Source organism: Mycobacterium alsense (assembly GCF_002086635.1).
Classification (GTDB): Bacteria; Actinomycetota; Actinomycetes; order Mycobacteriales; family Mycobacteriaceae; genus Mycobacterium; species Mycobacterium alsense.
Window position 1 is genome coordinate 94,106 of record NZ_MVHD01000013.1, and the last position, 23,985, is coordinate 118,090.

Here is a 23,985-nt window from a genome sequence, read left to right on the forward strand (position 1 = left end):
TCCGACAGCTTCGAGAGTATCTCATCGGCGCGCCGCACATTCGTTGACTTTAGTCAGAAAGCGCCCTTAGATTGGACCCCGCCCCCGTCGCCGTCGATTAAAGGAGCCAGCATGGCGTTGGAGCAGTTCCGGCTGGATGGCCAGGTAGCGATCGTCACGGGCGCCGGTAAGGGGGTTGGCGCCGGCATCGCCCGGGTGCTGGCCGAGGCCGGCGCCACGCTGGTCGGTACGGCACGTACGGAGGCGGATATCGTCGGCACGATCAAGGGGATCGAAGACGCCGGCGGCAAGGGGCTGGCGCTCGTCGCGGACGCGATGAGCCGCCCGGACGGCGAACGGGTCGTGAACACCGCCATGGAGCGCTTCGGCCGGATCGACATCCTCGTCAACAACGTCGGCGGCTCCACGTACGCCCGGTTTTTGGACATCACCGACGAGGATTTCCGGCACACCTTCGACTGGTGCGTGACCTCCGCCTTCATCATGAGTCAGCTCGCGGCCCCGCACATGCTCGCCGCCGGGCGCGGCTCCATCGTCAACATCTCGTCGGGTTCCGCCCGGTTCGGCATTCGCGCCTTGACCGCCTACTGCGTGGCCAAGGGCGCCCTGGAATCGCTCACCCGCGCGATGGCGCAGGAACTGGCGCCGAAGATTCGGGTCAACGCCATCGCGCTCGGTTCGTTCGCCACCGACGGCCTGCAGAGCAGCCTGGACCTGATGCCGGGTTCGCTGGAGAAGATGCAGGAGGCCACGCCGCTGCATCGGCTGGGCGACGTCGAGGACCTCGGGCGCCTTACGGTGTATCTGTGCACGCGCGACTGCTACGCCACCAACGCCATCTTCCACGTCGACGGCGGCATCGACTCGAACAACTCGCCGCTGCCGATACCGGACTACTGAGGTGACCTGGCGAAGGAGAAGCGGGCGGTGCGCAAGGTAATTCAGTTCTCGACGGGCAATGTGGGGCGGCACTCGTTGCGCGCCATCATCGGCAGGCCGGATCTGCAGCTGGTCGGCGTGCACGCCGCCGGCACAGACAAGATCGGTAGGGACGCGGCCGAGCTGTGCGGGCTGGACGAGCCGACCGGCGTCCTGGCCACGGACGACGTCGACGCCCTGGTGGGCCTCGGCGCCGATTGCGTGGTGTACACCTCGCAGGGCGAGACGCGGCCCATGGAGGCCATCGAGCAGATGGCCAAGTTCCTCGCGGCGGGAACCAACGTGGTTGGCACGTCGCTGGTCTGGCTGGTCACGCCCCGCCACGCCGAGGACTGGTTGCGGGTGCCGTTGGAACAGGCGTGCGAGGCCGGCGACGCGTCGCTGTACGTCAACGGAATCGACCCGGGCTTCTCCGGCGACACGCTGGTGCACTCGGCGGTCAGCCTGACCACCCGCGTCTCGTCGATCACCGTTCAGGAGATCTTCGACTATGGAAACTACGACGACGCCGAGTTCACCGGTGCCGCAATGGGGTTCGGCTCCGCGCCGGACGACGACTCGCCGATGATGTTTCTGCCCGGGGTGATCGTGTCGATGTGGGGAGGTCAGGTCCGCAGCCTGGCGGACAATCTCGACATCAAACTGGACGACGTGCGCCAACGTGTCGAACCTTGGTACACGCCGGAACGCATCGACTGCACGATGATGACCGTGGAGCCCGGGCGGATGGCCGCCGTGCGGTTCGCCACCGAGGGCGTGCGCGACGGCACGCCGGTGATCACCCTCGAGCACGTCACCAGGCTCACCCGGGCCGCGGCGCCGGACTGGGAGTTTCCGCCTGACGGGCACACCGGCGTGCACCGCGTCGTCGTCGAGGGCGAACCGCGGGTGGAGATCAACACCCACGTCAGCCACCCACTGTTCGATTCCACTGACGCCGGCTGCATTTCGACGGCGGGCCGCGTGGTCAACGCGATCGATTGGGTGTGCCGCGCGCCCCGGGGTCTGATCGCCGTGGATGACGTTCCCCTGTCGGCGACGATGCGCGGCCTGATGTGGAACGGGCGGTGACGAATTCGCCGCCGGGGCGGGTTGCCGGGAAACGTGTGCTCATCACCGGCGCCGCCCGCGGTTTGGGCCGCAGCCATGCCGTGCGCCTCGCGGAAGAAGGCGCTGACCTCATTCTGGTCGATATCTGTCAATCCCTGCCGCAGATCGACTACCCGCTGGCCAGCGAGGACGACCTCGCCGAGACCGTACGACTGGTGAGGGAGTTCGGCCGTCGCTGCGTGAGCCGCGTCGTCGACGTCCGTGACGACGTGGAGTTGCGCTCGGCTGTCGATGACGGCGTCAGCGAGCTGGGCGGGCTGGACGGTGCGGTGGCCAATGCCGGCGTGTTGACGTCGGCGCCCTGGGACAGAACAACACTCGATCAGTGGCGCACGGTGGTCGACATCGATCTCATCGGGGTGTGGAACACCTGCGCGGCGGCGATACCGCACCTGCTCGAGCAGGGAGGCGGCAGTCTGGTCAACATCAGTTCCGCGGGCGCCATGAAAGGTTTCCCGCTACAGATGCCTTACACGGCCGCGAAATATGGTGTCGTGGGTTTGACATTGGGATTGGCCAACGAACTGGCCGCCCAGAACGTGCGCGTGAATGCGGTGCTTCCCACCGGTTGCCATACCGGCATGATCCCGCCGTCGTTCGGCGTCGCGCTGGGCGAGCAAAGGCCCGACCTGATACCGATCTTCGTCAACGCGATGCCCACGCCGGCCGTCGAGCCCGCCGACGTCAGCAACGCGGTGCTGTTCCTGCTCTCCGACGAGTCCCGGTATGTGACGGGGCTGCAGTTCAAGGTCGACGCCGGGGTGACCATCAACTAGGACCGTCAGAGCGGCCAGCTGTGGGGGCCCACCTCATAGCGCAGCTCCGCGACCGGGGGCAGCGGCAGGCGCTCGTCGATGGAGATCGCGTCGACGACGAGGGCGACATAGCGCCGCCAGCCGTCGCTGCGCGCGTCCATCGTCGACAGGACGCCGAAGAGCATCGCCACCAGGCGCGGGAGGTCGTCGGCCACCAGGTCGGCGCGGACCCGGCCGGCGCGCTGGCCCTCGCGGACCAGCTCGCCGAGCGCGGCGTTGAGCGACACCGAGATGTCGGGCGTGAGGGAGCCGGCCCGGCGCGCGGCGGTCAGCAGGTTGTGTTCGCGGGCCCCCAGCGAGATCGCCGCCTCGATCAATTGGGTGAGGCCGCGCAGCGGGTCGTCGGCGCGGCGGGCGGCATCGATCACCGGCGTGAGATCCTCGGCGATGCTCTGGTCCAGGGCGGCCCGGACCAGGTCGGCCTTCGTCGGAAACCTGCGGTAGAGCGTTCGCTCGCCGACACCGGCGCGCCGCGCGACCGCTTCCACCGGCGCGTCGGGCCCCAGCTCGCCGTAGACGTCGCGCGCCGCACGGAGGATGCGCTCGACGTTGCGGGCCGCGTCCGCCCGCAACGGCCGATCCTCGACCTCCTCAACCGTCGTCATGGACCCAGCCTAACTGACAGTTGACTGCCAACAAGCCTTCACTCTACCCTGTAGAACTGGCAGACACCTGACAGTTAGTGGGAAATGCGGCCTATGGCAATGCCTTCCGAGCCTTACGAGCCTTCCGAACCTTCCGTGTCGTCCGAATGCGGTCGGGACGCCGATCTTCCTATGCTGCCCATAGAGCGGGACTCGCGCTGCCCGTTGGCGCCCCCGGCGGAGTTCACGGAGTGGCGGGCGCGGCCCGGGCTGCGCCGGGCGATGTTCGGCGGCAACCCGATCTGGGTGGTCAGCCGCTACCACGACATCAGGGCGGCGCTGCTCGATCCGCGCCTGTCCGCCAAGACCATTCCGGACTCCATCATGCCGACGGACGACGACAACAAGGTCCCGGTGATGTTCGCACGCGCCGACGACCCCGAGCATCATAGGTTGCGGCGCATGCTGACCACCAATTTCACCTTCCGGCGCTGCGAGTCGATGCGCCCCCAGATCCAGGAAATGGTCGACCACTATCTCGGCGAGATGGTCGCAACCGGGGCACCGGCCGACCTGGTGCGCGAATTCGCCTTGCCGGTGCCGTCTTTGGTGATCGCGTTGCTGCTGGGGGTGCCGCCGGAGGATCTTGCGCTCTTCCAGCACTACACGACCGTCGGGCTGGACCCGAAGTGCGCCGACGAGGAGAGGGGCCGCGCCTTCGCGGCGATGTACGCCTATATCGAGGAGCTGATCCTGCGCAAGGAGCGCGAACCCGGCGACGACCTGATCAGCCGCCTGCTCACCGAATACGTGGCCACGGGCAAGCTCGACCATGCCACCACGGCCATGAACAGCGTGATCATGATGCAGGCCGGCCACGAGACCACCGCCAACATGATCGGGTTGGGAACGGTTGCGCTGCTTGACCATCCCGACGTGTTCGAACGGCTCGGACGCACCGACGACCCCGCCGTCATCGCCAACGTCGTCGAGGAGCTGATGCGCTATCTCAGCATCGTGCACAGCCAGGTCGACCGGGTGGCGACCGAGGACCTCACGATCGGCGGCCAGCGGATCCGCGCGGGGGAGTTCGTCATCATGAACCTGCCCGCGGGGAACTGGGACGCCGAGTTCGTCGACGACCCGGAGACGTTCGACCCCGACCGAAACCCCCGCGGACACCTGGGTTTCGGCTACGGTGTGCACCAATGCATCGGGGCCAACCTGGCCCGTGTCGAGATGCAGGTCGCGTTCGCCACGCTGGCGCGCAGGCTGCCCGGCCTGAAGTTGGCGGTGCCCCTGGATGAGTTGCAGTTCAAGCGGGCCAACATCTATGGCCTGAAGGAGCTCCCGGTCAGCTGGTGACGATGTCATCCCCCGAGCTGCGCTTCGACGACCGGGTCGCCGTCATCACCGGCGCCGGCGGCGGACTGGGCCGGCAGTACGCGCTGCTGCTGGCGGCGCGGGGCGCGCGCGTCGTCGTCAACGACACCGGGGGATCGGTGACCGGGGATGGCGCGGACGGTGAGGCGGCGAACGCCGTGGTCGCGGAGATCCGCCGCAGCGGCGGCCAGGCGGTTGCCGACGCACACAGCGTGGCGAGCCCCGAAGGCGGGCAGGCGATCATCGACACCGCGCTGCGCGCCTGGGGGCGGGTGGACATCGTGATCAACAACGCCGGGATCGTCGGTGACGCGCCCTTCGAGGACATGACCTCCGATCGGCTCGACCCCCTGGTCGACGTGCATCTGAACGGCGCGTTCTACGTGACGCGACCGGCGTGGACGGTGATGCGCGACCGGCGCTACGGCCGCATACTCAACACCTGCTCGGCCGCCGGAATCCTTGGCGCCGAACGGATGAGCAACTACGGGGCGGCCAAGACCGGCCTGATCGGTTTCACCCGCGCGCTCGCCGCCGAGGGCGCCGAGCACCACATCAAGGTCAACGCGATCGCCCCGATCGCCTCCACCCGGATGATGGCGCACTCGGTCGACGGCGCGACCGGCGGACCGGTCGCCGAAGGCGACGCGGCGGCCCAGGCGGTGCTGGATGACCTTGTCGGACAGTATCTTCGGCGATTGGACCCGGCACTGGTGGCCCCGGTCGCGGCGTTCCTGACGCACCGCGAGTGCCCGGTATCCGGAGAGATCTTCACCGTCGGCGCCGGGCACGTCGCGCGATTTTTCATCGGCAGGACGCGGGGCTTCCACCGCGACGGCCTGTCCGTCGAGGACGTGCGCGACCACCTCGACGAGATCCGCGACGAAGCCGGCTACACCGTGCCGGGCGGACCCGCCGACGAGATGCGCGAGCTGTTCGCCACGCTCGCGGCGCCCAACGTCGAGTAGTTGAGGCGGAAACGGCGGATTTCTCGCAACAAGTCGACGCCGGGCCTCGGGGCGCTCAGCAGCGGAACGCCGCGCCGACGCCGTCCGGCGGCGGCACCGGCTTCAAACAGCCGAACGGCTGGATGCCCGCGGCGGCGTAACGCACCGCCGACTGGTGGGCGTAGTTCACGCAGAACAGGCCCGCCTGGTCCGCGCGGCACCGGTAGTCGCCGAACGACAGCGAATCCCCGTCGGCGAGCTCGGGCCCGTTGCCGTTGATGAAGGGGCCTGGGTCGGCGCGTGCCGACCCGACCTGCAGGCTGGTTCCGTCGAAATCGACCCAGCCGGCCTTCCAGTCGCCGTAGGCAGTCTCGGGGCGGGGCGGGGGGTTGGTCAGGTTCACCAGGCACGCCAGCGCGCCGCCGGTGTGCTGGGAATCGGTCATGCACGAGACGGCGCCGGACGCCGCCGCCAGCGCGATGTCGGCGCCCAGCGGGGTGCTGGCGCCGTCGCGCGTCGCGCTGTGATAGCGGCCCGGGTCGGCGGGGTGACCCGCCTCGATCCACGCGATGACGTCGGAGACCGCGGCGCCGGCCGCGGGCGCGGCGGACGGGGCGGGCGGCTTGCCGCCCGACGGCCCGGTCGTGCCCGGGGCGGAAGGAGATGCCCCCGCCGACGTCGGCGTGGTGGTTTGCGGCTGACCCGAGTTCCCCGGGTGCGAGCATCCGGCGAGCAGCAACGTCGTGGCGAGAAGCGCGGCGATCCGCATCCCGCCAGGCTAGCCGCCACGCGCCGGGATTCGGCCGCTACCCGCACGGTGCGCCCGCGGTGTCGGTTACCGTCACTGGTATGCATGAGCGCACCACGCGCGCCCGCACCACCGCGGGCATCGTCGAGGGCTTCACCCGCGACGGCGTGCACCGCTGGCGATCCATCCCGTACGCCCGCCCGCCTGTGGGGCGGCTGCGCCTGCGGGCGCCGCGTCCGGCGCCGCCGTGGTCGGGCGTGCGCCACTGCCACGGCTTCGGCAATTGCGCGCCGCAGCAGCGCCGCTACACCATGCTGGGCTTGGGTCGCTACCAGCCCACGAGCGAGGACTGCCTCACCCTCAACGTCGTCGCCCCGGAGGCCGCGTCCGACGCGCCGCTGCCGGTGATGGTGTTCATCCACGGCGGCGGCTACATCCTGGGCAGCTCGGCCACGCCGCTTTACGACGGCGCCGCGCTGGCGCGGCGCGGTTGCGTGTACGTGTCGGTCAACTACCGCCTGGGCGCGCTGGGTTGCCTGGACCTGTCGTCGCTGTCGACACCCGAGGTCCCCATCGACAGCAACCTGTACCTGCGCGACCTCGTGCTGGCGCTGCAGTGGGTGCGGGACAACATCGCCGAGTTCGGCGGCGACCCGGGCAATGTCACCATTTTCGGCGAAAGCGCGGGGGCGTGCATCACCGCCACGCTGTTGGCCGTGCCCGCCGCCGAGGGCCTGTTCGCCCGGGCGATCTCGGAGAGCCCGGCGTCGGGGCTGGTGCGCCCGAAGGAGGTCGCCGACGAATTCGCCACCCGGTTCGCCCGCCTGCTCGGCGCGCGCACCGGGAACGCCGCCGACGCGCTGATGCGGGCGTCGGCGGCGCAGATCGTCGCGGCCCAGCACCGGCTCATCGACGACGGCATGGAGAACCGGCTGGGCGCCTTCCCCATCGGCCCGAGCTTCGGCGACGACACCCTGCCCGTCGAGCCCGTCGAGGCCATACGGCGCGGCCGGGCGCACCGGGTGCCGCTCATCGTGGGCACCAACGCCGAGGAGGGCCGGCTGTTCACCCGGTTCCTCAAGATGCTGCCGACGAACGAGTCGATGATCGAGGAACTGCTGGCCGACACGGAACCGGGTGCCCGCGAACGCATTACGGCCGCCTACCCCGACTATCCCGCGCCCGCCGCGTGCATCCAGCTCGGCGGCGACTTCGCGTTCAGCTCGGCGGCCTGGCAGCTCGCCGAGGCCCACTGCGGCCACGCGCCCACCTACCTGTACCGGTACGACTACGCCCCGCGCACCCTGCGCTGGACGGGCCTGGGGGCGACGCACGCCACCGAGTTGCTGGCCGTCTTCGACGTCTACCGCACCCGGTTCGGCGCGCTGCTGACCGCCGCCGCCGATCGTCGCGCCGCCCTGCGGGTCAGCAACGAGGTGCAGCGGCGGTGGCGGTCGTTCGGCCGCACGGGGTCGCCGGGCGACGACTGGCCCGCTTACACCCTCGCCGACCGCGCCGTCATGGTCTTCGACCGCAAGACCCGGGTCGAGTTCGACCCCCACCCGCACCGCCGAATCGCCTGGGACGGTTTCTCCCTTGCCCAGTGACCTGGCACGCTGACGCTCATGCACGCCGACACCGAGCAAGTCATCGAACGCCCCGGTGATCTCACCGCCGCCTGGCTGGCCGCCGCCATCGGGACCGGACCCATTTCCGATTTCGCTGTGGAGCGCATCGGCACCGGCCAGATGAGCGAGTGCTATCGGGTCCGCCTGACCTACGCACATCAAGAAGCCGGCTGGCCCGCGTCGGTGGTGCTCAAGGTCGCGGCCTCCGACCCGGTGAGCCGGCAGACGGGGTCGGCGCTGGGCCTCTACGAGCGCGAGGTCCGCTTCTACGGCGACATCGCCCCGCGGCTGGGCGGGCCCATCGCGCCGTGCTACCACGCCGCCCTCGACACCGCGACGGGCGTGTTCGACCTGTTGCTCGGCGATGCCGGGCCGGCCGTCGTCGGTGACGAAATCGCGGGCGCCACAACCGAACAAGCCCACATCGCGGTCGTCGAGTTGGGGCGGCTGCACGGCCCGCTGCTGGGGGACACCACGCTGGCCGAGGCGCCCTGGCTGAACCGGGACGCGCCCCTGAACCAGGCCATGATCGCGACGCTGTACGCCGGCTTCGTCGAGCGGTACGGCGACCTGATCGCGCCGGAGCACCGGGTGGTGTGCGAGCGCCTGGTGGCCGCGTTCGACGGCTACCTCGCCCAAGAGTCGGAGCCGGACCGCATCCGGGGGCTGGTGCACGGCGACTACCGGCTGGACAACCTCCTGTTCGGCACCGCGGGTGCCGACCGCGCCCTGACGGTGGTCGACTGGCAGACCGTCGCCTGGGGGCCGGCGCTCACCGACCTGTCCTACTTCCTCGGCTGCGCCCTGCGCACCGAGGACCGCCGCGAGCGCTACGACGAACTGCTGGGCGCCTACCACGAGGCGCTGGGCACCCACCCGCCGATCGGCCTCGCCGACGTCGCCGAAGGCGTGCGGCGCCAAAGCTTTTTCGGCGTGATGATGGCGATCGTCTCGTCGATGCTGGTGGAGCGCACCGACCGCGGCGACCGGATGTTCATGACGATGCTGCAACGCAACTGCGACCACGTGCTCGACACCGACGCGCTGGCCACGCTGCCGGTTGCCGCGCCGGACGCGGCGGCGCCCGAGCCGCTGCGCCCGTCGGAGGACGACGAACTCGCGCACGCCCCGACCGCCGAACCGCTGTGGAGCGAGAGCTGGTACGCCGACTTCATCGACGCCGCACAGGGTTTGGGCGGTTGGTTCCGCATCGGCCTGATCGCGAATCAGAAGAAGGCCTGGGTGCACGCGCTGCTGTGCGGGCCCGAGATGCCGACGGTGGCCGTCGCCGACGCCGAGGTCGCGCTCCCGACCGACCCGTGGGCGGTGCGCACCGACGCCTTCGAGGCGGGCCACTCCGCCACCGTCCCGCTGCGGGCCTACCGAGTCGACGTGCGCGGGCGTGGGGAGGCTTACCCCGACCCGTCGGCGCTGCTGCGCGGTGAGCCGGGAACCCCCGTCGAGGTGACGATGAACCTGGTGTGGACCACCGACGGCGCGCCGTACAAGTACCGGGTGACCACGCGCTACGAGATCCCTTGCACCGTATCGGGAACCGTCACGGTCGACGGCACCAGCTACCGGCTCGACGCGGTCCCCGGGCAGCGCGATCACTCGTGGGGCGTGCGCGACTGGTGGAGCATGGACTGGATCTGGACCGCGCTGCACCTCGACGACGGCACCCACCTGCACGGGGTGAACATCCGGATTCCGGGCGCCCCGGAGTTCAGCATCGGCTACGCCCAGAAGCCCGGCGGCGCCGACGTGACGGTCACCGAGCTGGCAACCGTCGCCTCGCGGGAGGCCTTCGACGCCAACGGGTTACCCCTGGACGCGGCGCTGAACCTGAGCCCCGGCGAGATCGCCGCGGACCTCGAGGTGCGCGGCCACGCGCCGGTGCGCCTGACCGCGGACGACGGGCGGGCCAGCCAGTTTCCGCGCGCCTGGGCCAGCGTCCGCACCGCGGATGGCCGCAGCGGCGTCGGCTGGGTGGAATGGAACCGCCACCGAGCCGAGTAGGCGCCGCGCCACCCGTCGTCGTGATGGGCGTCTCGGGATCGGGCAAGTCGACGGTGGGGGCGGCGCTGGCCCGGCGGCTGGGGGTGCCCTTCATCGACGCCGACACCCTGCACCCGCCGGCCAACATCGCCAAGATGGCCGCCGGTGAGCCGCTCACCGACGACGATCGCCGTCCCTGGCTGGACAGGGTCGGCGAATGGCTGGCCGCCCACCGCGACGGCGGCGTGGTGAGTTGCTCGGCGCTCAAACGCACCTACCGCGATCGGCTTCGGGCGCACTGCCCGCCCGTGACCTTCCTGCACCTGCGCGGTTCACCGGAACTCATCGGCGCCCGGTTGGCCGCGCGGCTCGGGCATTTCATGCCGGCCGCGCTGCTGCGCTCGCAGTTCGACGCGTTGGAGCCGTTGGGCGCCGACGAGGACGGCATGACCGTCGATGCCGGTCGGGGCGTCGACGCGATCGTCGCCGCGTTCGTGGCGGGGGACTAATCGATGTACACGCTCGCGGTCGGGCTCATCGTGGCATCGCACTTCGCCTTCATCGGGTATGTCGTGGCCGGCGGCTTCCTCGCGCTGCGCTGGCGGTGGACGATGTGGCTGCATGTGCCCGCGGTGCTCTGGGGCGCGGCCATCGCCACGAACCGGACGGACTGCCCATTGACGTGGGCGGAACGCTGGGCCCGCCACCACGCCGGTTTGCCGCCACTGCCACCCGGGGGTTTCATCGCCCACTACGTCACCGGAACGCTTTATCCGGCGGGCTGGCTGGTGGGCGTCCAGCTCGCCGCTTTCGCTCTCGTGGCGGTGTCGTGGGCGCTGTACGTGCGCGGCCGCTAGCGCCCGCTAAAGCCGATCGATCGCGTGGTTACCAGGGGCGCCGGCGACGGGACGGCTTGACCCCGTCCTCGACGCGCTCGCGCGCGGCGTCGGCCAGTTGGCTGCCGCGCGCGGCGGCCTCGCTGGCGAACTGGCTGCCCCGCAGCCGCGCGATCTCCGCGAGTTCAACGCCGCGGTCGCGGGCCACGTCGGCCAGCTCTTCGCCGCGCTTGCGCGCCTTCTTCGCCAGGGGAGCGCCCCGCTCTGCGGCCGTGCCCGCGAGTTCCTCGCCGCGCTTGCGCGCCCTCTTCGCCAGCGGGGCACCCCTTTCCGCGGCGGTTTCGGCCAATTCGCGGGCCCGCTCGAGGGCGGCCTCGGCGTACGGGGCGCCCCGCTCGGCGGCCGTGCTGGCCAGTTCGCGCCCGCGTTCGAGCGCGGCCCCGGCGTAGGGCGCGCCCTTCTCGGCGGCGGTGCCGGCCAGTTCGCGGCCGCGCTCGGCGCCGACGTGCAGGCCGCGCGCGATCTTCTCCCCGAGCTCACCGAAGTCGGCGTCGAAAGCGTGGGACTCCGCGGATCCGGGGAGCGCCGAAGACACCCGCTCGGAGAGCCGTTCGGCGGCCCGGCGGCCCCGCCACCCCAGCGACGGCCGGCCCGCCGTGTCGGCGGACGCGATCATCAGCCCGCCCAACAGGCTGAGGTCGGTCAGAAAGTCCTTGCGCTTCTGCGCTTTGAGCTGCGGGTCGCGCTCGCTCCAGAACATGTGCGCGCCGAGGTTGGCCGGGAGCACGGTCAGGGCGAGGGCCGCCGACGCGGCGCGCGGCGCCTTGCCGGTGGCGAGCAGCAAGCCGCCGCCGATCTGGACGGCCGCGGTGATCTGCGCGAAGGTCTGGGGATCGCTGGGAATCCGGCTGCCCACGGGGTCCGGCAGCGCCCGCAGGCCATCCACGGTCGGCGCCGCGGCCTCGGCCGCCGGCTTGGGATTGCGCAGCGAGTCGATGCCTTGGCCGACGAACACCGCTGACAAAAGGGGCCTCGCGATTCTGCGGAACAACATGGCAGCTGGGTTACCCCGACGACCCGCAAACAAACCGCCCGCGTATCGGCCCAGCTCGCGGCCGCCCGCGCGAGGATAGGGTGGAGCGCGTGCGAGCGTTGATCATCGTCGACGTGCAAAACGACTTCTGCGAGGGCGGCTCGCTGCCGGTGCGCGGCGGCGCGCGCCTGGCGTCCGCCATCGACGAATACGTGGTCGGCGGGCCGGGCTACGACCACGTCGTGGCGACACAGGACTTTCACATCGACCCGGGCGACCACTTTTCCGACCGGCCCGACTACTCGTCGTCGTGGCCCCCGCACTGCGTCGCGGGAACCCCGGGCGCAGATTTCCGTCCCGAGCTCGACCCCGCCCGGATCGAGGCGGTGTTCCGCAAGGGCGCCCACGCGGCGGCCTACAGCGGCTTCGAGGGCGCTGACGAAACCGGGACCCCGCTGCTCGAATGGTTGCGCCGGCGCGAGGTCGACGAGGTCGACGTGGTCGGCATCGCCACCGACCACTGTGTCCGGCGCACCGCCGAGGACGCGGCGCGGGCCGGCCTGACCACCAGGGTGCTGCTGGACCTGACCGCGGCCGTGGCGCCGGAGTCGGCCGACGAGGCGCTGGCGGCGATGCGGTCGGCCGGCGTCGAACTGGTCGGCGGCCCGTGATGGTGGTGCCGCTGAATCGTGAACGCCTGCTCGCCGCGGTGGAGCGGTCGCCGCAGGCGGCCGCGGCACACGACCGCGCCGGGTGGACCGGGCTGTTCAGCGACGACGGCCGGGTCGAGGACCCGGTCGGGTCGCGCCCGCACGTGGGGCACGCCCAGATCGGGCGCTTCTACGACACTTTCATCGGCCCGCGCGACATCACGTTCCACCGCGACCTCGACATCGTGTTCGGCACCGCCGTGCTGCGCGACCTCGAACTCGAGGTGTCGATGAGCGCCGCGGTGACGATGCACATCCCGGCGCTGCTGCGCTACGACCTCCGAGAGGCCAACGGGGACTGGCGGATCGCCCGATTGCGCGCCTATTGGGAGCTGCCGGCGATGGTGCAGCAGTTCCTGCGAACCGGGTCGCGCGCCGCCGCGCCCGCCGTGCAGCTGTCGCGCGGACTGCTGGCCAATCAGGGGCTGCGGGGGAGCCTCGGATTCCTGGCCGGCTTCCGGCGGGCCGGCGCGCGGCACAAGAGGCTGGCGGAGGCATTCCTCGGCGCCGTCGCCGCCAACGACGAAGCCGGCGCGTTGCGGCCGCTGTCCTCAACGGCCGCAATGACTTTGGGCGACCCCGATCACGGGGACCGGCTCGACGCCGCCGAACTCGTCGAGCGGCTCGAAGGGGTCAGCTGGACCAAGGTGATCGGCGCGGGCAGCACCGTCGCGGCGTCGGTCACCACGGCACACGGGCGCGGCATTCTGTTCGTCGACGTGGCGCGGCGACCCAACGCGATCGACGCGGTCCGCTACTTTCCCGCTTAACCCGCCTGATAAGCCGCCCGTTCGCGCGGGTCAGCGCGCGACCATCAGCGCCAGCGTCGCCGCCGACAGGCCGAGGTAGGCGCCGGGAAACGCGATGTTGTAGAGGACCCGGGCCTTGATATGCGTGACGACGGCGCCGACGAAGAACGCCACCAGGCCGGCGGCGGCCGCGATCCCCAGCGCCGGCAGCCCGAGCAGCCCGGTCACGAGCCCGACGGCCCCGGCCAGCTTCACCCAGCCCAGCGCCGGTAACCACGACCGCGGCACCCCGACCTCGGCCGAGTTCGCCACAACGAATCCGGCGGGGATCAGATCGGCGACCGCGATGGCGGCGGTGACGGCGGCGGTCGCCAGCGTCACGACGAGGTACGCGGTGTTCAGGTGCGACATCGGATCTCAACCCCTTGGCTGACAGCTGTTTCCGGTGTTTCGGCAACGGCGAGCCGAATGGCGACGGCGCACGCCGCGACGCACAATCGATAGGGTCATGGTGCTGGTCTCCTTTTTGCGACAGAGAGTTCGATGGATGCGGTCATCTTCTTGACGACTCCCACGCAGGAAAGGTGACCCATGAGCGCACCCCGGGGACTTGTGGATCTCGCGCGACGGTTCGACGCGGATCGACCACACCTGAGGTCGGTGGCGTATCAGCTGCTCGGCTCGGCGGCAGACGCCGACGACGCCGTGCAGGCGGCGTGGCTAAAAGCCAGTCGTTCGGACGCCGGCGAGATCACCAACCTCACCGGATGGTTCACCACGATCACCGCGCGCGAGGCGATCGACCAACTTCGGGTGCGCAAGCGGCGCGCCGAGCGACCCCTCGCCGATCCCGATGAGCTGGACCGGCTCGCCGCGGCCGCGGCGCCCGCGGATGAGGCCGCCCTGCTGGCCGACTCCGTCAGTCAGGCGCTGCTCGTCGTGCTCGACCGGCTCTCGCCCGCGCAGCGTGTCGCGTTCGTGCTGCACGACGCGTTCGCCATGCCGTTCGAGGAGATCGGCGGCCTGCTGGGCCGCTCGCCGGCGGCCGCCAAGAAGCTCGCCAGCCGGGCCCGCGCGCGGCTGCACGCCCCTCCCGCCGCCCCGCCCGGCCGCGCGGTCCGGCACCTCGAGGTCGTGCAGGCGTTTCTGGCGGCCTCGGCCGGCGGCGACATCGCCACGCTGCTCGAACTGCTGGCTCCCGACGTGGTCCGCCGGGTCGATCCGGCGCTGGTCGGCAAGGAGGTGCCGACCGAGCTGCGCGGGGCGCGGCGCGTCGCCGAGGAGACCCGCCGCTTCGCCGGGCGCGCGCGGGCCGGTGCCGTCCTGCTCGTCGACGGCCTGCCGGGCATCGTGATCGCCCCGCGCGGGCGCCCGCAGGTCCTGTTGCGGATCGGCATCGGGGCCGACGACCGCATTCACACCGTCGACATCACCGGCAATCCCGACGACCTGCGCCGGGCCGTCCTCGCGCTCCCCGCACCAGCCCAGGGGGCGCGCGATGCCGGATAGGCCGTTCGGGCGGCGCGGGCTGCTGCGGGGCGCCGGGGCGCTCGCGGCGGCCTCGATGGCCGCCCCCTGGGTCGGCGGCTGCGCCCCCGACGACGACGCGCTGACGTTCTTCTTCGCGGCCAACCCGGAGGAGCGCGACGCCAGGATGCGCATCGTCGACGAATTCCAGCGCCGCCACCCCGACATCAAGGTCCGGGCCGTCCTGTCCGCCCCGGGCGTGATGCAGCAGCTGTCGACGTTCTGCGCCGGCGGCCGGTGCCCCGACGTCCTGATGGCCTGGGACCTGACCTACGCCGAGCTGGCCGCCCGGGGGGTGCTGCTGGACCTCGACACCATGCTCGCCCACGATCGGGCTTTCGCAACGCAACTCGCCGCGGACGGCATCTCGTCGTTGTACGAGACCTTCACGTTCAACGGGGGGCAGTACGCGCTCCCGGAGCAGTGGTCCGGGAACTACCTGTTCTACAACAAAAGGCTGTTCGCCGACGCGGGCGTCCCGGCGCCGCCCCGACGGTGGGACCAACCATGGAACTGGGGCGAATTCCTTGACACCGCAACCGCTCTCACCAAGCGGGACCGATCCGGGCGCACCACCCAGTGGGGGTTCGTCAACGTGTTCGTTTCGTACTATTCGGCGGGGTTGTTCGCCATGAACAACGGCGTGCCGTGGTCCACCCCGCTGAAAAACCCGGCCCACTTCAACTTCGGCGACGACGCCTTCATCGAGGCGGTGCAGTTCTACGCCGACCTGGCCAACAAGCACCGCGTGGCGCCCAACGCCTCCGACGTGCAGTCGATGTCCACGCCGGACCTGTTCGCCTCGGGCAAGGCGGCGATCGCGCTGGGCGGCCACTGGCGCCACCAGACTTTCGTCCGCGCCGAGGGCCTGGATTTCGACGTCGCCCCGCTGCCGGTGGGGCCGCGCCGCCAGGGGCAGCCCGCGCGCTCCAACATCGGCTCCACCGGGCTGGCCATCTCGTCGAGCAGCCGCCGCAAGGAACAGGCATGGGAATTCGTGAAATTCGCGACCGGCCCGGAGGGGCAGGCGCTGATCGGTGAGTCCAACCTCTTCGTGCCGGTACTGCGGTCGGCGCTCGGCTCTGCCGGCTTCGCCGCGGCCCACCACAGGGTCGGCAACCAGGCGGTGCTCACCGAGGGACCGGAGTATTCCGACGGGTTGCCGGTCACCCCGGCGTGGGAGAAGATCGTTGCGCTGATGGACCGCAACTTCGGTCCGGTGTTGCGCGGATCCCGTCCCGCGACGTCGCTGACCGCGATGTCTCCCGCCATCGACGAGGTGCTGCGCAGCCCATGACATCGATTGCCCGCCAAGGGCCCAGCGGCTCCGGTCCTTCGCGGCGGCGCGCCCGGGCGGGTCGGCTGTTCGTCGCGCCCAACCTGGCCGCGGTCGCGGTGTTCATGCTGTTTCCGCTCGGGTTCTCGCTGTACATGAGTTTTCAGCGGTGGGACATCTTCAGCCCGCCGAAGTTCGTGGGCCTCAAAAACTTCCAAGAGCTGTTCACCTCCGACCCGCTGTTTCTCATCGCCGTCCGCAACACGGTGGTCTTCACCATCGGCACCGTCGTGCCGACCGTCCTCATCAGCCTCGTGGTGGCCGGTGTGCTGAACCGGAAGATCAAGGGCATCGGGGTCTTTCGCACCATCGTCTTTTTGCCCCTGGCGATTTCGTCGGTGGTCATGGCGGTCGTGTGGCAGTTCGTCTTCGACACCGACAACGGGCTGCTCAACATCATGCTCGGCTGGGTCGGGATCGGGCCCATCCCATGGCTGGTGGACCCGCAATGGGCGATGATCTCGCTGTGCATCGTCAGCGTGTGGCGCAGCGTGCCGTTCGCCGCCGTCATCCTGCTCGCGGCGATGCAGGGGGTGCCGGAGAGCGTCTACGAGGCGGCCAGGATCGACGGAGCCGGCGAAATACGGCAGTTCGCGTTCATCACGGTGCCGTTGATCAGGGGCGCGGTGTCGTTTGTCGCGGTCATCTCGATCATCCACGCGTTCCAGGCGTTCGACCTGGTCTACGTCCTCAACGGCGCCAACGGCGGGCCGGAAACCGCGACCTATGTGCTGGGCATCATGCTGTTCCAGCACGCGTTCTCGTTCCTGGAATTCGGCTACGCGTCGGCACTGGCCTGGGTGATGTTCGCCATCTTGCTGGTCTTGACCGTCGTGCAGTTGCGCCTCACCCGGCAGCGATCGCTGGAGGCTTCCGGTGGGTTCGGCTGAGCGGGTGTTCACGCGCCACGCCCTTCGCGCGGTCCTGGTCTACACCGCGCTGCTCGGCGTCGCGTGGTGCTGGCTGTTCCCGATCGCCTGGGCGGTCTCCGGATCCCTGAAGAGGGAGGGCGAGGTAGCCGAACCGAGGCTGCTGCCGGCCCACCCGCGGTGGTCCAACTACACCGACGTCTTCACGCTGATGCCGTTCTGGCGCATGTTCTTCAACACCGTGCTGTACGCCGGGTGCGTCACCGCGGGGCAGGTCTTCTTCTGCTCGCTGGCCGGGTACGCGTTCGCGCGACTGAAGTTTCGCGGCCGCGACACGCTGTTCGTGTTGTACCTCGGCACCCTGATGGTGCCGCTGACGGTCACGGTGATCCCGCAGTTCATCCTGATGCGAACGCTGGGCTGGGTCGACACCCCCTGGGCGATGATCGTGCCGGGCCTGTTCGGCAGCGCGTTCGGCACCTACCTCATGCGGCAGTTCTTCCGAACGCTCCCTACCGATCTGGAGGAGGCGGCGACCCTGGACGGCTGCTCCCCGTGGCAGATCTACTGGCGCATCCTGCTGCCGCACGCGCGGCCGGCGGTGATGGTGCTCGCGGTGCTCACCTGGGTCAACGTGTGGAACGACTTCCTGTGGCCCCTGTTGATGCTGCAGCGCAACAGCCTGGCGACGCTGACGCTGGGCCTGGTCCGGCTGCGGGGCGAATACGTCGCCCGGTGGCCGGTGATCATGGCCGCCTCCATCGTGATCATGGTGCCGCTCGTCGTCATCTACGCCGTCGCCCAACGCTCCTTCGTGCGCGGCATCGCCGTCACCGGGATGAACGGGTAGCCATGGCCTCCGTGAGCTTCGAGCGGGCGACGCGGCGCTACCCGGGAGCCGACCGGCCGGCGCTGGACGGCCTCGACCTGGTGGTCGGGGACGGCGAATTCGTCGTGCTGGTGGGGCCGTCCGGGTGCGGCAAGACGACCTCGCTGCGGATGGTGGCCGGCCTGGAAACGCTTGATTCCGGGCGCATCCTGATCGGCGACCGCGACGTCAGCCGCGTCGATCCCAAGGACCGCGACGTCGCGATGGTCTTTCAGAACTATGCGCTGTACCCGCACATGAGCGTGGCGCAGAACATGGGCTTCGCGCTGAAGATCGCCAAGACCCCGAAGGCCGAAATCCGCGAACGGGTGCTGGACGCGGCGAAACTGCTTGACCTGCAACCCTATCTCGACCGCAAACCCAAGGACCTCTCCGGCGGGCAGCGGCAGCGGGTGGCGATGGGCCGCGCGATCGTGCGCCGCCCGCAGGTGTTCCTGATGGACGAGCCGCTGTCGAACCTGGACGCCAAACTGCGGGTGCAGACCCGCAACCAGATCGCCGCGCTGCAACGGCATTTGGGCACCACGACGGTCTATGTCACCCATGACCAGGTGGAGGCGATGACCATGGGTGACCGCGTCGCGGTGCTGTGCGACGGGGTGCTGCAGCAGTTCGCGACGCCCCGCGAGCTCTACCGCAACCCCGCCAACGTGTTCGTCGCGGGATTCATCGGATCACCGGCGATGAACCTGTTCACCCTTCCGATCGTGGGTGCGTCGGTCTCGCTGGGGGATTGGCCGATCCCGGTGCCGCGCGAGATCGCCGGCACGGCGGGTGACGTCGTCGTCGGGGTCCGCCCCGAGCACTTCCAACTGGGGGGTGTCGGCGTCGAGATGGAGGTCGACGTGGTCGAGGATCTCGGCGCGGATGCCTACCTGTACGGCCGAATCACGGGTTCGGGCAATGTGATCGGCCAGCCCGTCGTGGCCCGCGCCGACGGGCGCCACCCGCCGGAGAAGGGCAGCCGCGTGCGGCTGCAGCCCGAAGCCGCCCATCTGCATTTCTTCGGCACCGACGGGCGGCGGCTTTCGTGACCATCGTCTCCGTCCGCCCGGCGCCGAACGTCGAGTTGTGGGGCCGACTTTCCGCGATTTTGCCCAACACGTCGACGTTGGGCGCCCGATATCGAGCCGGCCCTAGTCGCGCGCGCAGCCGATCGCATGCAGCCGGCGCTGCACGCGCGCGATGTCGCCTTCCGAGGGCAGCTCGTTGGTGACGTAGGTGATCGCCACCCCGACGTCGGCGGCGCTGATCGGCCGGCACCTGCGCATGATCAGTTCTCTTGTGATGGCGGTGATCTCGTCATTGGATACGCGCCGATGCGGCAAAACCGTCGGCGGGACGTAGCCGGCGCGCAAAAAAGCGACGAAGCTCGACACCCAATGGGACAGGTCCATAACGTCACCTCACTCACCGCCACACGCTGTGCATTAGCGGCATCTAGCAACTTATCAGCGGCAGCGCCAACTGCCCGGTAAGACAACGCAGTTACTTACGACTATTTATGAATTTTTCAGTCTTGCGCCCGAATCCTTAGCGCTTTAACAATTTCGGGTTCCTGGGACTTCTGGTGCCTTCCAGGCGTGCCGTAACGGCGTTTGGCCGCAACGCTTCCTAGTATTGCCGGGTGCAGGATCGCCATGAAACCTCGAAAACCCACGTCCTCGCCCCGGGCCGGCGCAAACCCCGTTCGACCGAGCACCCGGCCGAGCGCGGCCTGGTGGTCGAGGACGCGGAAAGCGGCTACGTCGGTGCGGTGGTGCGCGTCGAATACGGTCGCGTCGACCTGGAGGACCGGCACGGCCGCACCCGCGGCTTTCCCCTCGGCCCCGGCTACCTGATCGACGGCCGCCCGGTGATCCTCACCGCACCGCGTCGCCCGGCACCCCGCGCCGCGGCCCGGACGGCGTCCGGCTCGGTCGCCGTGCCGGGTGCCCGGGCCAGGGTCGCGCGCGCCAGCCGGATCTACGTCGAGGGCCGGCACGACGCGGAGTTGATCGCGCAGGTGTGGGGGGAGGACCTGCGCATCGAGGGTGTCGTCGTCGAGCACCTCGGCGGCGTCGACGACCTGGTGGGCATCGTCGCGGAGTTCGGGCCCGGCCCGGGGCGCCGGCTGGGGGTGCTGGTGGACCACCTGGTCGCGGGTTCGAAGGAGGCGCGGATCGCCGACGCGGTGCGCAGGGGGCCGGGCGGGGCCGACACGTTGATCGTGGGGCACCCCTACGTCGACATCTGGCAGGCGGTGAAGCCGCAGCGGCTCGGCCTGGCGGCCTGGCCGGAGGTCCCGCGCCACATGGAGTGGAAGCACGGGGCGTGCGCGGCGCTGGGCCTGCCGCACGCCAACCAGGCGGACATCGCGCGGGCGTGGCGGCGCATCCGCTCGCGGGTGCGCGACTGGAGCGATCTCGAACCGGCGCTCATCGGGCGTGTGGAGGAGCTCATCGACTTCGTGACGCAGCCGGCCGGAAGATCAGCGTGACGGCGCGGCCGAGACGATGCGAGCGACCAGCCGGCCGCCGCGGACGACGTCGACCGTCTCCCCGGCCGCGACCCGATCGAAGCATCGCCCGGCGCGCGTCCGCAGTTCGTCAAGCCCGACCCATCCGCTGGTGTTCGGTCGCGCCAGTATGGGGGCCGCCCTCCAGCTCCCGACCGACAGGATCTGCGCGACGAGCTTGCCGCGACGGACGACGTCGATCGTCTCCCCGGCGGCCACCCGTTCGAGATAGCTACACGCGTCGCTCCGAAGCTGGCCGAGGCCGATCACTGTCCGCATGTCACTCCAATTCGGGACGCCCATGGGTAGGTGCGTCCGCGCGCCCGACGCGACAATTATGACTGTACGTGCGGTCAGTGTCAACCACAGGGCCGGGACGAGTGCCGGCCGCATCGCGCGGACCAGTGGAAATCGTTGTGCGAGAGCAGGGTTAAGCGTTTGTGTACGGATGGCGTCACTGGGTGGGCGGCGCCAGCATGTCCTTCCATCCGTCGTCGCCTGTCGTGCGTGAATTCTCGACGGAGTATTTCACCCCGTCGGGCCCCACCAACAGTTCGCCGCTCTGCGGGACGTAAACGGCCGGGGGAGGCACGGCGGCGGTGTAGACACACGGATTAGGTTGCTGCCCATTGCATTCGACGGTGCCGGCCCCCGGCCGCTGCAGTGGGTCGCTGACCGGGGGCGGTGTGCCCGCGACCCTGTCGGAGGGGGCGGGGTTGAGCCCGTTGTCGACCGACGGGGCGGGTATCACCAGGCCCGGTTTCACGGGTTGGTCGCAGCGGGCCGCCGGCGCCGGACAGGTCACGATCTGGTTGGGGTCGCCGTACCACGGGTTGGTGCCCATCGGGACGTATGGCTTGGGGTCGCGGCATTCCCGTGGCGTCGCCGCGCGCTTACCGGGCACGTCGACACACGGGAGGTTGCGCGCCCCGCGCACGGCGTTGGCGGGAGCGTCCTGGGGGATCCTGCAATAGGTTCCGGACGGCATCGGCGCCAGGCTGGTATCGGCGGGAGACCGCCACTGGGCTGCCGGCAGGAACCCGGTCAGGCACGGTGGGGGCTGGTTGATGGTCAGGGAGGTGCCCAGCGAGGCGTAGCCCGGGAAGGCCGACGTCACGGTTTGGCCTTCCGAGGCGCCCTGGGGGTAGGCGACCAGCAGCTGCTCGACGCCCTTGTGGTAGCGCTTGAGCATGTCCAGCACGATCTCGAGGTTCGCCAGGGTCTGCGGCAGCGACTCGCGGATGTCGCCGAAGACCTCGTTGACCTGATCGGCGGTCGGTGCGGCGTGGGTCAGGATGCTCTGCACGTGCTGGTCGTTTTCCGCGCTTTGGGCGGCCAGGATGTCGAGGTTGTGCGACCAGCGCTCGATCGAGTCGCCGGAGTCGACCTGGCTGTCGATGACCGGCCCGGCGTTTTGCACGATGTCGTTGACATCGGAGATGTTCGCCTTGAAGTCGCCGGCGATGGCCTGCGTCGCATCGACCAGTCGCTGTAGCGCCGGGCCCAAACCGCCTACCGCCTGGGCTGTTTCGTCGAGCAGCGCGGCGATCTTGTCCTTGGGCAGCACGGCCAGGCCGCGGTTGGCCGCGTCCAGCGCCGGCCCGATCTCGGTGGGTATGGTGCCCTTTTTGATGGTCTGGCCCGGCGCGAGGTATCGGCCCGGGTTGCCCTCCGACACCAGGTCCAGATACTGCTCACCGACCGCCGACACCGAATGCACGTTCGCCGACGCGTCGATCGGGATCTGGTAGCGATCGCCGATGCTCATGATCACCCGCGCGCCCGTCGCGGCGGGCTCGACCGCGGTGACCGTGCCGATGGTTTCACCGCGATACGTCACGTTGGAGGTCTTGTACAGCCCGCCCGACGCGGGCAGCTCCGCCATCAGCGTGTAGTGGCCGATCCCCACCGCGCTGGGGATCTGCAAGTAGTACCAGCCCAGTGCGACCGCCGTGACCGCGGTCAGGACGGCGAACATGACCAGCTGGCGCTTGATGAAGGGCGTCAGCATTGCCGGTCCGCCCTTTCCACCAGTGGGCCTCCCGGGACGTCGTTGGGGTTCGGTGTGTAGCGGACGTCGGGGATCATCGTTTCGGGGTCGCGGCCCCACGCTTGCTCGAGCGCGCGCAGCGCCCCGGAGAACCCCGTACCGGTGAGGACCGCGTTGTCGACGGCGCTCATGGTCAGGTCGAGCGTCAGCGACAGGTTGAAGTAGTCGCCGCGAAATGCCTTGGGCACCGCGTCGATGTCGAACGGCCGGACGAGGATCAGCTTGAGTGCGCGAATCAGATACGGCGCCGAGCGGCCGAGTTCCCGCAGCGGGCACTGCAGCGACTGCAGGTCCTGGTGGAGGTCGCCGCGCGAGGCCGACAGGTATTGGTCGGCGAGCGCTCCCAGCCGTCCCGTCGCCTCGACCGCGTCGATCAGAAGGTGCTGTTTGTCGGCGAAATGCTTGAGCAGCGGCGGAAATTCGGTGAGAACGCGATCCAGGACGTCGGAACGGGGGCCCACGTACGCCAGCAGCCGGTTGGTGGAATCGATGGCTCGGGTGATGTCGGCGCGTTGCTCGTCGAGCCGGGCGGTGAAGGTGTCCAGCTTGCCGAGGAAGGCGCGGATCTGGTCGGCGCGCCCGTGCACGATGTTGTAGGCCTCGTTCTGCAGCACTTCGAGGTTCGGGATGCCGCCTCCGCGCAAAACGATGGCGAGACTTGCCAGCGTCTGCTCGGTGGTGGGATAGGTGGACGCATTCTTCAGCGGGATGGTGTCGCCGTCCCTCAGCGGCTCCGGGGACGGGTTGGCTGGCGCCGCCAGCTCAATATGCTGAGAACCCAGCAGGCTGGTCTGGCCGATCTTGGCGTTCGCGTTCCTGGGCAACTTGACGTTCTTGCCGAGCCGCAGCGTCAGTGTCGGGACCCAGTTCTTCAGTTCGATCGCGCGCACCGTGCCGACGAAGACGTCGGCCACCCGCACCCGGCTGTTGCTGTTGAGGGCCAGCGTGTCCGGCATCTGCACGTAGACGGTGTAGTTGCCCGGACCGGAGCCGGGGCCGCCGGGCATCGGCACGTTCGCGATTCCGTGCCACTTCGCGCACGACGTCAGCGCCACCGCGGCGCTCGCCAGGACCAGTCCCCGCCAGGCCCGGTGCCGAGCGCGAGAGGCGGACGCGCACAGCGCTTTTACGGTTTGGCGGGTTTGTGTGCCGATCACGATCCCGCTCCCGTCGCGGCGGCCACCGGTGTCGGCGCGACCGGGCCCGGGACCACTCCCGGCGCCGGTGGAGGTGGCGGGATGGGCACCTGCGGCGCCCGCAGGCCAATCGGCGGCAAAACCGGGTTCTCGTCGTAGGCGTTCGGCGGTCCCGGCGGGGTCTGCAGCCCGGGGGCGGGG

At 70.0% G+C, this 23,985-nt stretch carries 25 protein-coding genes and 1 pseudogene; 17 read left to right on the forward strand and 9 right to left on the reverse strand.

Annotated elements, in window-relative coordinates; genetic code table 11:
* Nucleotides 1–111: 111 nt before the first annotated feature.
* Genes BST11_RS10430 through BST11_RS10440 form a run of 3 tightly spaced genes read left to right on the forward strand, consistent with a single transcriptional unit; the run spans nt 112 to nt 2,825 of the window.
* On the forward strand, nt 112–900 hold the full coding sequence (locus tag BST11_RS10430) for an SDR family NAD(P)-dependent oxidoreductase (protein ID WP_083137906.1): 789 nt from the start codon (nt 112–114) through the stop codon (nt 898–900).
* A gap of 27 nt (nt 901–927) precedes the next feature.
* Nucleotides 928–2,010 (forward strand): NAD(P)H-dependent amine dehydrogenase family protein, encoded by a 1,083-nt coding sequence (locus tag BST11_RS10435; protein ID WP_083137907.1) that lies wholly within the window; start codon nt 928–930, stop codon nt 2,008–2,010.
* Entirely contained in the window at nt 2,007–2,825 is an 819-nt protein-coding gene (locus tag BST11_RS10440; RefSeq protein ID WP_083137934.1) for a mycofactocin-coupled SDR family oxidoreductase, read from the forward strand. The genes BST11_RS10435 and BST11_RS10440 overlap by 4 nt, the downstream gene beginning before the upstream one ends.
* A 5-nt stretch (nt 2,826–2,830) precedes the next feature.
* Here the strand turns inward: BST11_RS10440 and BST11_RS10445 are convergent, their stop codons facing one another.
* On the reverse strand, nt 2,831–3,469 hold the full coding sequence (locus tag BST11_RS10445) for a TetR/AcrR family transcriptional regulator (protein ID WP_083137908.1): 639 nt from the start codon (nt 3,467–3,469) through the stop codon (nt 2,831–2,833).
* A 99-nt stretch (nt 3,470–3,568) separates the two neighbouring features.
* On the opposite strand from BST11_RS10445, the gene BST11_RS10450 reads away from it, so the two are divergent.
* The gene (locus tag BST11_RS10450; protein WP_425320598.1) at nt 3,569–4,813 is read left to right on the forward strand and encodes a cytochrome P450; all 1,245 of its coding nucleotides are present in this window, start codon (nt 3,569–3,571) and stop codon (nt 4,811–4,813) included.
* Nucleotides 4,814–4,815: 2 nt separating this feature from the next.
* Nucleotides 4,816–5,799, forward strand: coding sequence for an SDR family NAD(P)-dependent oxidoreductase (locus BST11_RS10455; protein WP_083137910.1), 984 nt, complete (start codon nt 4,816–4,818; stop codon nt 5,797–5,799).
* Nucleotides 5,800–5,854: 55 nt separating this feature from the next.
* Here the strand turns inward: BST11_RS10455 and BST11_RS10460 are convergent, their stop codons facing one another.
* Complete coding sequence (locus BST11_RS10460) at nt 5,855–6,547, reverse strand: hypothetical protein (RefSeq protein WP_083137911.1); 693 nt, start codon at nt 6,545–6,547, stop codon at nt 5,855–5,857.
* 80 nt (nt 6,548–6,627) lie between these two features.
* Between BST11_RS10460 and BST11_RS10465 the strand changes: the two genes are divergently transcribed.
* Genes BST11_RS10465 through BST11_RS10480 form a run of 4 tightly spaced genes read left to right on the forward strand, consistent with a single transcriptional unit; the run spans nt 6,628 to nt 11,009 of the window.
* Nucleotides 6,628–8,133 (forward strand): carboxylesterase/lipase family protein, encoded by a 1,506-nt coding sequence (locus BST11_RS10465; protein ID WP_083137912.1) that lies wholly within the window; start codon nt 6,628–6,630, stop codon nt 8,131–8,133.
* An 18-nt stretch (nt 8,134–8,151) separates the two neighbouring features.
* Entirely contained in the window at nt 8,152–10,173 is a 2,022-nt protein-coding gene (locus tag BST11_RS10470) for a DUF7064 domain-containing protein (RefSeq protein WP_083137913.1), read from the forward strand.
* Complete coding sequence (locus BST11_RS10475; RefSeq protein WP_083137914.1) at nt 10,149–10,661, forward strand: gluconokinase; 513 nt, start codon at nt 10,149–10,151, stop codon at nt 10,659–10,661. The genes BST11_RS10470 and BST11_RS10475 overlap by 25 nt, the downstream gene beginning before the upstream one ends.
* 3 nt (nt 10,662–10,664) lie before the next feature.
* Entirely contained in the window at nt 10,665–11,009 is a 345-nt protein-coding gene (locus tag BST11_RS10480; protein WP_083137915.1) for a DUF2784 domain-containing protein, read from the forward strand.
* A 28-nt stretch (nt 11,010–11,037) separates the two neighbouring features.
* Here BST11_RS10480 and BST11_RS10485 read toward each other — a convergent pair whose 3' ends face one another.
* On the reverse strand, nt 11,038–12,042 hold the full coding sequence (locus BST11_RS10485; protein WP_083137916.1) for a DoxX family protein: 1,005 nt from the start codon (nt 12,040–12,042) through the stop codon (nt 11,038–11,040).
* 89 nt (nt 12,043–12,131) lie between these two features.
* On the opposite strand from BST11_RS10485, the gene pncA reads away from it, so the two are divergent.
* Nucleotides 12,132–12,692, forward strand: a complete 561-nt coding sequence (gene pncA, locus BST11_RS10490; protein WP_083137935.1) for a pyrazinamidase PncA — start codon at nt 12,132–12,134, stop codon at nt 12,690–12,692.
* Entirely contained in the window at nt 12,692–13,501 is an 810-nt protein-coding gene (locus tag BST11_RS10495) for a ketosteroid isomerase family protein (RefSeq protein ID WP_083137917.1), read from the forward strand. Before pncA ends, BST11_RS10495 begins: the two co-directional genes overlap by 1 nt.
* A 30-nt stretch (nt 13,502–13,531) precedes the next feature.
* Here the strand turns inward: BST11_RS10495 and BST11_RS10500 are convergent, their stop codons facing one another.
* On the reverse strand, nt 13,532–13,891 hold the full coding sequence (locus tag BST11_RS10500) for a DoxX family protein (protein ID WP_372509725.1): 360 nt from the start codon (nt 13,889–13,891) through the stop codon (nt 13,532–13,534).
* Nucleotides 13,892–14,071: 180 nt separating this feature from the next.
* On the opposite strand from BST11_RS10500, the gene BST11_RS10505 reads away from it, so the two are divergent.
* Genes BST11_RS10505 through BST11_RS10525 form a run of 5 tightly spaced genes read left to right on the forward strand, consistent with a single transcriptional unit; the run spans nt 14,072 to nt 19,135 of the window.
* Complete coding sequence (locus BST11_RS10505) at nt 14,072–14,989, forward strand: sigma-70 family RNA polymerase sigma factor (RefSeq protein WP_083137918.1); 918 nt, start codon at nt 14,072–14,074, stop codon at nt 14,987–14,989.
* The gene (locus BST11_RS10510; RefSeq protein WP_083137919.1) at nt 14,979–16,304 is read left to right on the forward strand and encodes an ABC transporter substrate-binding protein; all 1,326 of its coding nucleotides are present in this window, start codon (nt 14,979–14,981) and stop codon (nt 16,302–16,304) included. Before BST11_RS10505 ends, BST11_RS10510 begins: the two co-directional genes overlap by 11 nt.
* Entirely contained in the window at nt 16,301–17,233 is a 933-nt protein-coding gene (locus BST11_RS10515) for a carbohydrate ABC transporter permease (RefSeq protein WP_083137920.1), read from the forward strand. The genes BST11_RS10510 and BST11_RS10515 overlap by 4 nt, the downstream gene beginning before the upstream one ends.
* Nucleotides 17,220–18,062, forward strand: coding sequence for a carbohydrate ABC transporter permease (locus BST11_RS10520; protein WP_083137921.1), 843 nt, complete (start codon nt 17,220–17,222; stop codon nt 18,060–18,062). The genes BST11_RS10515 and BST11_RS10520 overlap by 14 nt, the downstream gene beginning before the upstream one ends.
* Nucleotides 18,063–18,064: 2 nt before the next feature.
* The gene (locus tag BST11_RS10525) at nt 18,065–19,135 is read left to right on the forward strand and encodes an ABC transporter ATP-binding protein (protein ID WP_083137922.1); all 1,071 of its coding nucleotides are present in this window, start codon (nt 18,065–18,067) and stop codon (nt 19,133–19,135) included.
* Between the two features lie 102 nt (nt 19,136–19,237).
* Here the strand turns inward: BST11_RS10525 and BST11_RS10530 are convergent, their stop codons facing one another.
* Nucleotides 19,238–19,498, reverse strand: a complete 261-nt coding sequence (locus tag BST11_RS10530; RefSeq protein ID WP_083137923.1) for a DUF3349 domain-containing protein — start codon at nt 19,496–19,498, stop codon at nt 19,238–19,240.
* A gap of 230 nt (nt 19,499–19,728) precedes the next feature.
* On the opposite strand from BST11_RS10530, the gene BST11_RS10535 reads away from it, so the two are divergent.
* A complete protein-coding gene (locus BST11_RS10535; RefSeq protein WP_083137924.1) occupies nt 19,729–20,580 on the forward strand; it encodes a DUF3097 family protein in 852 nt (283 codons plus the stop codon).
* Here the strand turns inward: BST11_RS10535 and BST11_RS10540 are convergent.
* From BST11_RS10540 to BST11_RS10555, 4 genes and pseudogenes are all read right to left on the reverse strand, one after another.
* Complete coding sequence (locus tag BST11_RS10540; protein WP_142276292.1) at nt 20,572–20,877, reverse strand: type II toxin-antitoxin system Phd/YefM family antitoxin; 306 nt, start codon at nt 20,875–20,877, stop codon at nt 20,572–20,574. The genes BST11_RS10535 and BST11_RS10540 overlap by 9 nt on opposite strands.
* A gap of 175 nt (nt 20,878–21,052) precedes the next feature.
* Nucleotides 21,053–22,609: an MlaD family protein gene (locus BST11_RS10545; protein ID WP_083137926.1), complete on the reverse strand. Its 1,557-nt coding sequence runs from the start codon at nt 22,607–22,609 to the stop codon at nt 21,053–21,055.
* Nucleotides 22,603–23,769, reverse strand: a complete 1,167-nt coding sequence (locus BST11_RS10550; RefSeq protein WP_083137937.1) for a virulence factor Mce family protein — start codon at nt 23,767–23,769, stop codon at nt 22,603–22,605. Before BST11_RS10550 ends, BST11_RS10545 begins: the two co-directional genes overlap by 7 nt.
* A 32-nt stretch (nt 23,770–23,801) precedes the next feature.
* Nucleotides 23,802–23,985 (reverse strand): annotated as a pseudogene (locus tag BST11_RS10555) (mammalian cell entry protein); the annotation flags it as partial.

What these genes read in the sequence shown, in the direction of transcription:
- BST11_RS10430 (WP_083137906.1), top strand. Translation starts at nt 112, where the DNA reads ATGGCGTTGGAGCAGTTCCGGCTGGATGGCCAGGTAGCGATCGTCACG.
- BST11_RS10445 (WP_083137908.1), bottom strand. Translation starts at nt 3,469, where the DNA reads ATGACGACGGTTGAGGAGGTCGAGGATCGGCCGTTGCGGGCGGACGCG.
- BST11_RS10450 (WP_425320598.1), top strand. Translation starts at nt 3,569, where the DNA reads ATGCCTTCCGAGCCTTACGAGCCTTCCGAACCTTCCGTGTCGTCCGAA.
- BST11_RS10455 (WP_083137910.1), top strand. Translation starts at nt 4,816, where the DNA reads ATGTCATCCCCCGAGCTGCGCTTCGACGACCGGGTCGCCGTCATCACC.
- BST11_RS10460 (WP_083137911.1), bottom strand. Translation starts at nt 6,547, where the DNA reads ATGCGGATCGCCGCGCTTCTCGCCACGACGTTGCTGCTCGCCGGATGC.
- BST11_RS10465 (WP_083137912.1), top strand. Translation starts at nt 6,628, where the DNA reads ATGCATGAGCGCACCACGCGCGCCCGCACCACCGCGGGCATCGTCGAG.
- BST11_RS10470 (WP_083137913.1), top strand. Translation starts at nt 8,152, where the DNA reads ATGCACGCCGACACCGAGCAAGTCATCGAACGCCCCGGTGATCTCACC.
- BST11_RS10475 (WP_083137914.1), top strand. Translation starts at nt 10,149, where the DNA reads ATGGAACCGCCACCGAGCCGAGTAGGCGCCGCGCCACCCGTCGTCGTG.
- BST11_RS10480 (WP_083137915.1), top strand. Translation starts at nt 10,665, where the DNA reads ATGTACACGCTCGCGGTCGGGCTCATCGTGGCATCGCACTTCGCCTTC.
- BST11_RS10485 (WP_083137916.1), bottom strand. Translation starts at nt 12,042, where the DNA reads ATGTTGTTCCGCAGAATCGCGAGGCCCCTTTTGTCAGCGGTGTTCGTC.
- BST11_RS10495 (WP_083137917.1), top strand. Translation starts at nt 12,692, where the DNA reads ATGGTGGTGCCGCTGAATCGTGAACGCCTGCTCGCCGCGGTGGAGCGG.
- BST11_RS10500 (WP_372509725.1), bottom strand. Translation starts at nt 13,891, where the DNA reads ATGTCGCACCTGAACACCGCGTACCTCGTCGTGACGCTGGCGACCGCC.
- BST11_RS10505 (WP_083137918.1), top strand. Translation starts at nt 14,072, where the DNA reads ATGAGCGCACCCCGGGGACTTGTGGATCTCGCGCGACGGTTCGACGCG.
- BST11_RS10510 (WP_083137919.1), top strand. Translation starts at nt 14,979, where the DNA reads ATGCCGGATAGGCCGTTCGGGCGGCGCGGGCTGCTGCGGGGCGCCGGG.
- BST11_RS10515 (WP_083137920.1), top strand. Translation starts at nt 16,301, where the DNA reads ATGACATCGATTGCCCGCCAAGGGCCCAGCGGCTCCGGTCCTTCGCGG.
- BST11_RS10525 (WP_083137922.1), top strand. Translation starts at nt 18,065, where the DNA reads ATGGCCTCCGTGAGCTTCGAGCGGGCGACGCGGCGCTACCCGGGAGCC.
- BST11_RS10530 (WP_083137923.1), bottom strand. Translation starts at nt 19,498, where the DNA reads ATGGACCTGTCCCATTGGGTGTCGAGCTTCGTCGCTTTTTTGCGCGCC.
- BST11_RS10540 (WP_142276292.1), bottom strand. Translation starts at nt 20,877, where the DNA reads ATGCGGACAGTGATCGGCCTCGGCCAGCTTCGGAGCGACGCGTGTAGC.
- BST11_RS10545 (WP_083137926.1), bottom strand. Translation starts at nt 22,609, where the DNA reads ATGCTGACGCCCTTCATCAAGCGCCAGCTGGTCATGTTCGCCGTCCTG.